Origin of the sequence: Shewanella sp. K8, assembly GCF_028823715.1 — a bacterium.
In the GTDB taxonomy this organism is placed as follows: domain Bacteria; phylum Pseudomonadota; class Gammaproteobacteria; order Enterobacterales; family Shewanellaceae; genus Shewanella; species Shewanella algae.
In genome coordinates this window covers 69,550-81,667 of the sequence record NZ_JAPEHY010000023.1, presented here as the reverse complement: position 1 = coordinate 81,667, position 12,118 = coordinate 69,550, and the positions used below count along the sequence as shown (strand labels likewise).

The 12,118-nt window shown below is 52.1% G+C and carries 8 protein-coding genes and 2 tRNA genes; 3 read left to right on the top strand and 7 right to left on the bottom strand.

Going from position 1 to position 12,118, the window contains the following annotated elements; all coding sequences use genetic code 11:
• Positions 1 to 29 precede the first annotated feature (29 nt).
• From ON072_RS13550 to ON072_RS13540, 3 genes are all read right to left on the bottom strand, one after another.
• Positions 30 to 491 carry a TrmH family RNA methyltransferase gene (locus ON072_RS13550; protein WP_274626070.1) on the bottom strand — a complete coding sequence of 154 codons (462 nt, stop codon included), beginning with the start codon at positions 489 to 491 and terminating at the stop codon, positions 30 to 32.
• 136 nt (positions 492 to 627) lie between these two features.
• Positions 628 to 1,173, bottom strand: coding sequence for a serine protease inhibitor ecotin (gene eco, locus ON072_RS13545; RefSeq protein WP_144437594.1), 546 nt, complete (start codon positions 1,171 to 1,173; stop codon positions 628 to 630).
• A gap of 291 nt (positions 1,174 to 1,464) precedes the next feature.
• Entirely contained in the window at positions 1,465 to 3,528 is a 2,064-nt protein-coding gene (locus ON072_RS13540) for a PhoX family protein (RefSeq protein WP_144437595.1), read from the bottom strand.
• A gap of 257 nt (positions 3,529 to 3,785) precedes the next feature.
• On the opposite strand from ON072_RS13540, the gene ON072_RS13535 reads away from it, so the two are divergent.
• The 3 genes from ON072_RS13535 (at position 3,786) to ON072_RS13525 (ending at position 7,391) form a co-directional block, all read left to right on the top strand.
• The gene (locus ON072_RS13535) at positions 3,786 to 4,904 is read left to right on the top strand and encodes a cation diffusion facilitator family transporter (protein WP_144437596.1); all 1,119 of its coding nucleotides are present in this window, start codon (positions 3,786 to 3,788) and stop codon (positions 4,902 to 4,904) included.
• 13 nt (positions 4,905 to 4,917) lie between these two features.
• Positions 4,918 to 5,355: a MarR family winged helix-turn-helix transcriptional regulator gene (locus ON072_RS13530; protein ID WP_025009721.1), complete on the top strand. Its 438-nt coding sequence runs from the start codon at positions 4,918 to 4,920 to the stop codon at positions 5,353 to 5,355.
• Between the two features lie 410 nt (positions 5,356 to 5,765).
• Positions 5,766 to 7,391, top strand: a complete 1,626-nt coding sequence (locus ON072_RS13525; RefSeq protein ID WP_144437597.1) for a phosphoethanolamine transferase — start codon at positions 5,766 to 5,768, stop codon at positions 7,389 to 7,391.
• Positions 7,392 to 7,478: 87 nt separating this feature from the next.
• Here the strand turns inward: ON072_RS13525 and ON072_RS13520 are convergent, their stop codons facing one another.
• From ON072_RS13520 to ON072_RS13505, 4 genes are all read right to left on the bottom strand, one after another.
• A complete protein-coding gene (locus ON072_RS13520) occupies positions 7,479 to 10,181 on the bottom strand; it encodes a bifunctional acetate--CoA ligase family protein/GNAT family N-acetyltransferase (protein ID WP_025889963.1) in 2,703 nt (900 codons plus the stop codon).
• A gap of 223 nt (positions 10,182 to 10,404) precedes the next feature.
• Positions 10,405 to 10,483 (bottom strand) — tRNA-Val (locus ON072_RS13515).
• 36 nt (positions 10,484 to 10,519) lie between these two features.
• Positions 10,520 to 10,596: transfer RNA gene (locus tag ON072_RS13510), tRNA-Val, on the bottom strand.
• 138 nt (positions 10,597 to 10,734) lie between these two features.
• The gene (locus ON072_RS13505) at positions 10,735 to 12,111 is read right to left on the bottom strand and encodes an MATE family efflux transporter (RefSeq protein ID WP_274626069.1); all 1,377 of its coding nucleotides are present in this window, start codon (positions 12,109 to 12,111) and stop codon (positions 10,735 to 10,737) included.
• Positions 12,112 to 12,118: the final 7 nt, after the last annotated feature.

Here is a 12,118-nt window from a genome sequence, read left to right as displayed (position 1 = left end):
ATTAGAGAGTAAGCGATCCCTGCCAGCCCTTATAAATAAAGGGCTGTAGGCTCACGTTGGACTTTTCGCTGAAATGGGCGCAAACCCCCTGGTACATAGCTGAGCAAGTCACAAATCGACAGGTCGGCGTTACTCAGGCCGCTGGCCTCACAGCCAAAGACGATGGCGGTGCGCTTCACCTGTTCCTGCTGATGACTCAGTTGTTCGCCGAGTTCTGCCGGGCTTAAATAGTGTCGTGGGCTACCGCGCTCTCTTGCTGTGGTGGCCACCATAAGCTCAAACTCTTCTCTGAGCTCCTCCAGGCTGGCCACTTCACGGATGTTGGCCAGTATGTCCTCGGCGCCGCAGGCGACCCAGGCCGCTTCCTCTTCCCGGTGAGCTTGCGAATTCACCACAATGAGTTCACTGAACCCTTGGGTCTTGATGGCGCGGGCAGCAGCGCCAACATTGGCGGCGCGAGCAGGGGAGACGAGTACAAAGCTGAGTTTCATCCGAAAAAAGGCTCTAAAGGAAAACTGCAGCGATTATAAGGTTCTGCAATCGAGAATAAAGCAAAAAAGCTGCAACCGGCCGGGAAAAGGTTTGTTGCAGCTCTATTTGAGCAGCCAGAAGGCTTAAGGCACTGTGTTACCTGGAATAATTGAACACTGTTTCGGCCCGCCACACCCGGTAGCGCAGCTCGGCATCTTTAGGCAGATAGATAACCATAGGCAACTTGCTGTTATATCTCAGCTTGTATTCACCCGAAATGCGAACAAACTCCTCATGCTTGGCCTTATCGAAGCAGGCCATCATGGTTGAGCGTCCCGGGCCAATTTCATCCAGCTCCCAATAGGTGTAACCCCAACCTTTGAGATCCATCTGCTTAAGCTCGCCCATCAGGCCGTGCTTGTTGCAGTCAACCATCTGGGTTTGGCCCACCTGAATTTCAACCATGTAGTCGTCTTCGTTTTCCAATTGGGGCAGGGTCAGTATGTGTTGCACCATGCCTTCTTTGGGAGCGGGGAACATCTTGCTGCTATCCTGCGGCTGATAGCTGTTGGCATCAAATTGGTTTGCAGTAATCATGTTCTGGTTGTATCCCTGTGGATGCGGCGGGCTGACTGCCAAAACCTGGGCAGATAACAAAGCGGAAGCGATAAGTGCCAGTTTCAGTTTGCCGGACTTAAGCATAGGTTTTCTCCTTATGGCCCGCTACGGGCTGAAATCAATTATTGGATTGGCGCTGTGTATGATTGCGCTTCTGTAGAGTTAAACGGCCAGCTTCTGAGAAAGGGTTATTTATTTTCAAAAAAATCATAAATAATTTTGTATTGCTATACAAATCAAAATAGTACCAGCTATGTGCTTGCTCTTAATTCAAGTTATCGAGAGGCAAAACGCCCGCCAGGTTCAGTCTGGCGGGCGTTGTCAGTTCAGGCCGGTTCGTGTGAACCGGCTGTTCGTTTAAACACAGCTGTTTATTTAAATGCCGACTTCACCACCATCGACTTTACGCAGTACCACGGTCGCTGCCCTCGGACGTATGCTGGTGCCGATGGGTGTTTCCTCGGCGGCATTGGCCGATACCGGCCAATTCCCCGGGTGCTGGATATTGGCAAATACCGAAGTGTAGTCCGGCGAGATAGCAAAGCCTGTGACTTCACAGCCATTGGGACCGACAAAGAAGCGCTTCAGCTCGGTTTGATTGTCGGCGGTAACTGTCAGAGGCTTGCCGTCGTCATCGACCATCTTGGATGGCACTATTGCCAGCATCTGGTCGTTGGTGTGCTCAGTCACCTCTTTGGCGCCATTATCTGTCTGGATCCACAGAATACCGCGGGCATCGAACGCCAGGCCGTCCGGGCTGGCCAACTGGTTAAGTTCAGTCAGGCCGGAGAGGTTGGTGGCATCGTCACCGTCGGCCGGAGAACCGAACAGGAAGATATCCCAGCTAAACTCGGTATCACTGGCACCTTCATCCCAGCGGATGATATGGCCAAAGTTGTTTTTAAGCCTAGGGTTGGCGGCGTTGGCTTCTGTCCGCTTCGAGTTGTTGGTCAGGGTCAGATAGACACTGCCGGTGAAAGGATCCACCACACACCACTCGGGTCTGTCCATTGGTGTCGCGCCAACCAAATCGGCGGCGCCGGCGGTATTGATGATGATATCTGCCTGGCTGGCAAATGTATCGGCCAGGGTCTTGCCGTCCTTTGTCATGGCATCCATGGTCAGCGGCAACCATTCACCTACGCCACCTTCGTTAAACTTGGCCACATACAGGGTACCTTCATCCATGTACTTGGCACCGGTTGCCAGGCGGTTGCTGCTGTCTGCATCCTTGGGATCCCAAAGCGCCGCCGAAACAAACTTGTACAGATATTCGAAGCGCGAGTCATGGCCCGAATAGAATACCAGTGGTTTGCCTTCGGTCAGCTTGCCGTAGGCGCAGCCTTCATGACGGAAACGCCCCAGGGCTGTGCGTTTGACTGCGCGGGAGTTGGGATTGTAGGGGTCGACTTCGACGATATAACCATAGCCGTTATCTTCATTGCGATAGTCATACATGGCATCGCTGGCCTTGGGGGTGACATCGAAACGGGCAAATTCATCCAGGCGCTCTTCGGCATGACCGGCCAGATCGGCCCAGCCATAGCGGGTAGAACTGCTGCTGACACCGATACGGCTTTGGGCTTGAGTCATCTCGCCCTTATTGACGAAATAGCCGGGCCAGTTCTCTTCGCAGGTGAGGTAAGTCCCCCAAGGGGTATAACCGTTACCACAGTTGTTCAGGGTGCCGCGGGTCTGGCTGCCATCAGGCGAGAAGGCGGTTATGACTTTGTCTGTGTAGGCTACCGGGCCGCTGAGATCCATGGTGGAAGCACCGGTGAAGCGGCGATTGTGTTTGTCGTCCTTGACTACTTCCCAGCTGCCGCCGTTAAGTTTGATGCGTACCACTGTCATGCCGTGAGCATTGATCTCTTTACGGACTTCATCGACCAGGGTTCTCAGGCCGGTATCGGCATCCATAGTCGGGCCGTTTGGGTGCAGGGCATCTGGTTCAATGTATTCATGGTTGATACACAAGAGGCCATCGGTTGCGGCTTCATTAAGCGGGAAGAAGTGCATGCCGTCGTGGTTTTGACCCACAGAGTTGGCCTGATCCTGAGCGGTATTACTGCCATCAGCCTTCCAATCGGCCGCTTTACTGTTCAGCGGAGTCCCCCAGGGAGCCAGGACCTGAGCCCGGTAACCTTCAGGGATAACCACTGCATCAAGGCGAGAACCGGCTACCGACTCAAAACCGAGTGTAACGCTGGATTGGCTGGGGGGAACCGGAGTAGGGGGCACAGGATCCGGTGTGCCAGAGGTGTTATTGTTGTCGGAACCACAGCCGGCAAGGCCGAAGCCGCCAAATGCAGTCAGGGCACTGACGCCCAAGCCACTTTTTACAAAATTGCGCCGGGAAAGGTGTTTATCCAGTACCTGGGCAAAAGGTTCGTTCTGACTCTTGTTATAACGCGTCGGATCGAAAGTCGCCTTGCTCATAAGATTTCACTCCGTGATCTTCTATCTCGTTATAGGAATTGCAAATGCGATGCAAAGACTAATGACGCCATGTGACAGCCAGATAACTGAAAGGTGACACAAATAAGACATAATCCCCCGACTTTAGGATGAAGTTTGTTAATCCCATGGTCACATTTGTGATTTTTTTCAGTCGCAATGCTTGAAATTGTGTCAGGAAAGAGAGATATTTCGCCAATCAAATAGTTTGAATATCAAAATATAACAGCAGGCTAACTATGAGTTCAGAGTTTCATACCACCACGCGCTGGCAGCATAAGCATAACTTTACCCACCATAATGAGCAGGGAGAGAAGAGTACCAAGTGGGTGCTCTTGCTGACTGTAGTCACCATGGTGGCCGAGATTGTTGCCGGTACTATATACGGCTCCATGGCGTTGTTGGCCGATGGTTGGCATATGGGAACTCATGCCGCGGCATTTATGCTGACATTGTTTGCTTACTCTTACGCCAGGAAACATGCCAACAACCCGAGATTTGCCTTTGGTACCGGCAAGGTCAGCGTACTCGGTGGTTTTACCAGTGCGATTGCACTCGGTTTGGTGGCACTGTTGATGCTGATAGAGTCCGGCTCCAGACTCCTGTATCCGGAAGATATTCATTTTGACCAGGCGATTCTGGTGGCCATCATAGGTTTAACCGTCAACATCGTCAGTGTATTTCTGCTCAAGGATCATCACGATCATGGCCACAGCCACAGTCATGGGCATACCCATGCACATAGCCATAGCCAGGCAGATAGCCACAAGCACGGACATGACCACAATCACTGCCATCACAGCGATCACGGACAGCAGCATGTCCACAACCATGGGGATTCCCACGGACACAAAGATCATAATCTGCGCGCAGCCTATTTCCATGTATTGGCCGATGCCTTGACCTCCTTGTTGGCAATTGGCGCGCTGTTGGCCGGTAAATATTTCGGATTGAATTGGCTGGATCCCGTGATGGGCATTGTCGGAGCTGTTATCATCAGTCGCTGGGCTTGGGGACTTATCAGCCAAACCAGCCCTATTTTGCTTGACGCAGGTGTTGAAGCCGAGTTCAGTCGTAAGCTGGTGGAACGGATAGAAGCCGAAAAAGACCACAAGGTAACCGATATTCATGTGTGGCCGGTCAGCGCCGATCATCACGCAGCCATGATCTCTTTGGTGAGCCACGCTCCCCACAGTACCGACTATTATCATGAGTTGCTGGCGGATTTCAGTCGTATAGATCATCTGACCATTGAAGTAAATCAATGTGCCGACTGCGATAAAGCGGCGATGCCGAGAGCTAAAGAATGTGAGCAAGCGAGCCACACAGAGACAGGACATCATCACCATCATCATTGAGGTGCAAAAATAGATGAAACAGCAACAGCGGCAGGATTCGCTGCAACAGTCAATCAACCACGCCATCATAGAGTTTTATGAGCGTCTGTCCTCATGGGAACAGAGCGTAGTCAGAGACCAAGGCGCTTCACTGGCGCAGATCCATACAGTGGAGATCCTGGGGGCTCACGGGCCTATGAAGATGAAGGAACTGGCGGAAAAGCTCGGTATTACCACAGGAACCCTGACCGTGCAGGTTGAACGTTTGGTTAAGGCGGGCCTGGCCGAACGTCAGCCGCTGGAAAATGACCGGCGCGCCATCCAGGTATCCTTAACCGAAAAGGGCGAGCAGATGTTTAAGGAGCATGATGCCCTGCATTTGCAGTTAACCCGAGAGATGACCGCGAAATTCAGTGACGCTGAGCTGGAGCAACTGCTTGGGTTCTTCAATCGGCTCAACAGCGAATTCTAATTGCGACTGTTTACCCTGATATAAAACCTCAAAGCGCCTTTAAAAGGCGCTTTCTTTTTCTCCGGAACATGGAAGAGCACAATAAAACTTGCCGTAATTTATTCTCAGAGACATTTTGGCGACTTCCGGTTTGCCAAGCTTAATGCGCCTCCAACTTACAATTGCGGGACATTTGCATGCAAAGCGGCTCTTGAGTTATCAAACGACTCTTTTAACCTTTTATACCGCAGTTTTAGCGTATGGTGCATCGCGAACTTTCCCATTGGCATAGAGTCTGAAAGCTTAATTCGTCCCCATGAGCGATGTCGGAACCGATAAGGGAACCTTAAGATAAAATTGTTATATTAACATTTAGTTAACCATAAGTTAAAATTGCTGGGCCTTGCATCAATTTTAACCGTCATTTAGGAATGAGTGTGTTGAATCCCATCTCTGTCAATCGCCTGACCTTTGTACTGGCACTGTTTTTTGTGGCCGTGTTCAATGTGCCTTTTTTCACCATAGTCAAACAGGGGCTCGAGAACCAAGCGCATGTGGATCCTTTGTTTGTGGCTACTATTCCCATCTTCTTGATCTCGGCTTTGGGGATACTGTTTTCCCTGTTCAGCTTTAAATATATTCTCAAACCGTTTTTTATTGTGCTGTTGCTGTGTTCATCGGGGGTATTTTTTGCCGCGTTCAAATATGGCGTAGTATTCGATACCGGCATGATAGAGAATACCTTTCAGACCAACAGCGCCGAAGCCTTGACCTATGTGAACTGGGCATCAATGTTAAATCTGCTGTTGACCGGGGTGCTGCCGGCAGCGCTCTTGTATCGTACCCAGATCGCCTATAAGCCCATGGGCAAGGAGCTGGCATACAAGGCGCTGTACATCATAGCGAACGTCCTCATCATAGTGGTAATTGCCTTTTTCTATATGCAGAATTATCTGGCTTTTGGTCGCAATAATGATGAAATCAAACGTTACATTGTGCCCACCTATTTTGTCGGCTCGGCGGCCAAATACATCAATCAGCACTACCTGCAAAAGCCGCTCGAATATCAAAAGTTGGGTACAGATGCCAAGCAGGTAAAACCAGCCGGTGAAACTAAACCCAGACTGATGGTGCTGGTGGTCGGTGAAACCGCCAGGGCGCAAAATTACCAATACTATGGCTATGACAGGCCAACCAATGTCTACACCAAGGCGATTTCACCGCTGATCTTCAGCGATGTCAGCTCTTGTGGCACGGCCACGGCAGTTTCTTTACCCTGTATGTTTTCCCGAATGAGCCGGGAAGATTATGACTCCCGCGCCGCCAAGGCTCAGGATACCGCTGTGGATGTGCTCAACCACGCCGGTGTGAAAGTGCAGTGGTTTGATAACGACAGTGGCTGCAAAGGAGTGTGTGACAGGGTGGAAAACAAGCTGATAGCACTGAACGCCGACCCTAAGCTGTGCGATGGCCAGTTTTGTCAGGATCAGGTGCTGCTTGATGAACTCAAACAAGCCTTGTCGCAGCCGAACAATGGTCAGGATCGGCTGATAGTGTTGCATATCATCGGCAGTCACGGACCTACCTATTATCTGCGCTATCCGGAACAATATCGCCGTTTTACCCCGGATTGCCAGCGTAGTGACATTCAAAACTGCAGCCGCGAGCAGCTCACCAATACCTATGACAACACGATTCTGTATACCGACTATATCGTCTCTCAGGTGGTCGAGCAGCTAAAGGGACGCAGTGGCGATTATGATACGGCAATGATGTATCTGTCCGATCACGGTGAATCCCTGGGCGAAAAAGGTATGTACCTGCATGGATCACCCTATGCCATAGCGCCGAGTGAACAAACCAGAGTGCCTTGGATGGCTTGGTTTTCCAAGCAATTCAAGCAGCAACTTGGGCTGAATGATGACTGCCTGGCAAAGGAAGCCGCCGCCAAGAGTGTTTCCCACGACAACCTGTTCGATACGCTGTTGGGGCTCTTCGATGTCAGCAGCAAGGTTTACCAGCCTGAGTTGGACTTGATTGCCCTTTGTCGCCGTTGAGCGAGTCTGCTCCAATTATCAAAAGAACCCGGCATTGGCCGGGTTCTTGGTTTTGAGGTGTGGTTGTTCACCTTCAATATAGAAGGGTTATGTGTCCTTGCCCGCAAGTTCCATGTGCATCTTGATCAGGTGTTCTTCCATATCAAAGGTGACAGTAAAGCCAAGACTCTTGGCGAGACTGGCCATATTGCGGTTCTCGAACATGGTGAAACCGGTTAACACCTGAGTGCCCGTGGTGCGGTAGTAGTTGATAAGCTTCTCCAGCAGCAACTTGCCAATACCGATCCCCTGATGGGAACTGCGAACTGCCATGGCAAATTCCGCTTCTGTGTTATCCGGATCGATAGAGGCTCGCACTGCACCCAAGGTTTCCTCTTCGCCATTTTCATCTCTTATGGTGGCGATAAACGCCATCTCACGGGCGTAATCTATTTGGGTCAGTACCGCCATTTCTTCGTGGGTCATACGCGAGCGCACCCCGAAATAGCGCTTGTATCTGTCTTCATCTGTCAGCGAGTTGTCAAAGTCCAGATGCTTGGGTTCATCTTCCGGCAGTATTGGCCGCAACATCACCTCAAGGCCATTACGCAGTTTGGCTTTTTCTTCCAGCTCTTTGGGGTAGGGTTGAATCGCCAGTCGTCCGGCGTTATCCGTAACTTCCGGGTTCAGGCGCAGATTGACATCCAAGAGGGTAATTTTCTCGCCCGCCGCCAATACAGGATTAAGATCCAGACTCTCGATTTCGGGGCAATCGATAATGAGCTGCGAAATCTGGGTCAACATCAGGCACAGGGCACGCATATCCAAGCCTTGGGGTAAGTGACGATCGCGGATCTTTTGAGTCTTGAGCGCCTGGATCACCATATAACGTGCCAGTGCCATATTCAGTGGCGGCAAGGCGACGGCCGCATCCCGGGTGGGTTCCCACTCGGAGCCGCCTTCACCTAGCATGATGGCTGGGCCGAACACTGGGTCGTTGATTACCGCGACTCTGAGCTCCTGTGCGCCGGCGGTCAGCGCCATCTTTTGCACTATCATTCCTTCCACCGAGGCTGCAGGGTTGGAGGCGTGCACCCGTTCGACTATGGCCGCCGCGGCCTGATTGACCTCGGAAGCCGATGTGAGATTCAGCATTACCCCGTGAACGTCCGATTTATGCAAAATATCCGGTGATTGCACTTTCAATGCCACCGGATAACCGGCCTTCTCGGCAATGGCCACGGCTTCGGCCGCATCCCTGGCAAACCAGGTATCTATGGTATCCAAGCCATAGGCGTTGAGTATGTTGCGGGCATCATGGGTTTCCAGTACCCGTTTGCCCTTGGCTATGGCTTGCTGCAACAGACTTCTGGCGGTAGTGCTGTCTGTTGGGATAGTGTCAGGTATAGATTGCGGCACTTCCTGCAGCAGTTTTTGGTTACGGCGATACTCCACCATATGCATAAAGGCGCGCACGGCGCCCTCGGGTGTGCGGTAAGTTGGGATCCCCGCCTTGGAAAAATGCTTTCGAGCCCGATAAGCGGCATCTTCACCGCTCCAATTGGTTAAGATGCTCACCCGGTTACGTTTCGGGTGCTGTTTGACGGTTTCAATCAAGGCATCGGCTATGGTGACGCTTTCGCCAAGGGCAGAAGGGGAGTGCAATACCAGGATGGCGTCCAGCTCATCACTGTCCATTAATACTGACAGCGCCTGGCTGTAACGCTCGGCGCCGGCATCACCTATGATGTCCACCGGGTTTTGCCCGGACCAGGTAGAGGGCAACAGCTGCGAGAGTTTCTCCACAGTGGTGTCGGACAACTGTGCCAGCTTGCCACCCTTGAGTACCAATTCATCCACCGCCAGCACGGCGGGACCGCCGCCATTTGATAAAATACACAGGCGCTCGCCATTGAGCGGGTTGAGGTGAGCCAGACTCTCGAGCGCGGCAAATAGCTCAACCAAGTCGGTGACCCGCAGCATACCGGCACGGCGAAAGGCGGCCTCATATACGGCATCATTACCGGCAATGCCACCTGTGTGCAGTTTGGCGGCATTGCCACCTTCGGCGCTGCGGCCGGATTTGATCACCAAAATAGGTTTATGCCGGGCCGCGGCTCTGGCTGCCGACAGGAAGTGGCGCTTCTCATTGACCGAATCTATATAAAGCATGATGGCGCTGGTGCGGGAATCGCGGCCGAGAAAATCCAGCAGCTCATCGAAGTCTATGTCTGTGGCATCACCGAGGGAAATAAATGAAGAGAAGCCGATCCCTTTGTTGTTGGCCCAGTCGAGTACTGTGGTGCAGATGGCTGCAGACTGGGATACAAAGGCTATTTTGCCGGGCAGGGCACCGGCATGGGCCAGGCTGGCATTGAGTCCCTGGGGCGGCAACATCATCCCCAAACTGTTGGGGCCGAGTATCCGCATGCCGTAACGTCTGGCGTTGGCTTGAGTCAGTTCAAGCAGGTTTTCGCCTTGTTCGTTTAATTCATCGGCCATACCGGAGGCCATGATGATCGCCACTTTGCAGCCAAATTGTGCCAGGGTTTCCACTATCGCAGGTACGCTGGAGGCGCGGGTACAGATGATGGCCAGGTCAGGTTTGATCGGCAAAGACTCAATATTGGGATAGGCCAGCACGCCCATAACCGCGTTATACTTGGGCGTTACCGGCATAATTGGCCCGGCAAAGCCCCCCGAGAGCAGGTTTTTCATTACCACATTGCCCGCGCGCTTGTCGCGATTGGACGCGCCAATGACGGCGATGGACCCGGGTTTGAACAGCGTGTGCAGAGTACGTTGGCTCATGGATTTCCCTGTCGGCAAAGGACCTTGTCTATGCTCCATGATTCCATGGCCGGAGAAAGTAAGCAATATGCAAAAAGTCGGGCTTGATTTACAAAAATACCATGCAGTAGAGGTGGTTACTCTCCCAGTGGGAATGAAAAGACAAGAGCAAGAGGAAACGCAAATTTGAATGGCGGGAAAGGGGAGTTTCAGGCATAAAAAAACCTGCTTTAAGCAGGTTGCTTGGTACACCCGAGTGGACTCGAACCACACCGACCCCTACCATGTCAAGGTAGTGCTCTAACCAGCTGAGCTACGGGTGTATTACATGATTTTCATTTTTGACTCTCTGAAGAGAGTGGTACACCCGAGTGGACTCGAACCACCGACCCCTACCATGTCAAGGTAGTGCTCTAACCAGCTGAGCTACGGGTGTATTGCGTTTTTCAGGCTGTCGCCCTCGAACGAGCGCTATATTAAGGGCGAGCAGCCGCCAGTTGCAAGTAAAAAAACACAAATTTTTATTGAGTGGCGAATTGCTGCACAACTTGCTGCAGCTTTGATCGCATTCGGCTTAATTCGTGCTCTCGTCAGAGATAACCGCGAACTGTTTGCCACTTTTCTGGATATATCTCAGACGGATAGCAAAGAGTATCGCGGCTACGGTCAAGCCGGCGATAAGCCCAATCCAGAATCCGTGTGCTCCCATGGCGGGTACCAGAAAATCGGTATACGCCAATACATAACCCAGGGTCATCCCCACAGCCCAATAAGCAAACAAGGTGATGAAAAAGGCGCTGCGGGTATCCTTGTAGCCACGAAGGGCACCGGCCGCAACCACTTGTACCGAATCGGACAACTGATATAGAGCAGCCATCAGCATCAGACTGCCTGCCAGAGTGACCACTTCTGGGTTGTCATTATAGAGCAGGGCAATCTCATACCTGAATACCACAGTCGCCACCGCGGTGAGCATTGCCAGAGAAAAGGCGATAGCCAATCCCACCTTGGTCACCAGTGCCGACACATTACTCTGGCCGCGGCCCAGATAATAACCGACCCGAATAGAAACGGCTATGCCGATGGAGAGTGGCAACATAAATACAATCGAGGAGAAATTCAGCGCAATTTGGTGCCCGGCCACGACAGTGGCACCGAGAGGCGCCAGTAACAAGGCAATCACCGCAAACAGACTGACTTCAAAGAACAGCGCCATGGCAATAGGCATGCCCAGCTTGGTCATCTCCATAATGGTGTGCAAATGGGGTTTGTGAAACGCCTTGAAGGGAGCCAACTCGCTAAAGCGTTTATGCCACTGCATATAGATGGCCATGGCCAGTAGCATGGCCCAAAACACCAAAGCGGTAGCGACACCACAGCCGGCGCCGCCCATGGCGGGCATGCCAAAGTGACCATTGATAAAGATATAGTTGGCCGGGATATTCACCGCCAGGCCGACAAAACCGATGATCATGGTCGGCAGCGTATAGGAGATCCCTTCGCTGCAGCCCCTGAGCACTTGATAGAGCACAAAGGCCGGGGCCCCCCAGAGAATGCCGTCAAGATAACCTATGGTCAGGCGCTTGAGCTCGGGCTCCAGTTCCATCCAATCCAAAATATGTGGCGCAGATGCCAGAAACAGCATCACACCCAAGGCGCCGGTTATGGCAATATAGGCAGCCTGAAAGGCAAGCGGTTGAATCGCCATTTGGTTGTTTGCACCGTGATGATGAGCAAACATGGGAGTAAATGCCAGCAATAGGCCTTGAACGAACAGAATGGCCGGTAGCCAGAGACTGGTTCCGACAGCGACGGCTGCCATGTCGACAGCACTGACTCTGCCGGCCATCAGGGTATCGATAAACCCCATCATTGTCTGGGTAAGTTGTGCAATAAGCACAGGCAAAGCCAGTTGAACTAAGCGTTTGGCCTGAAAGCCGGTGTGATTCATGAAAGCA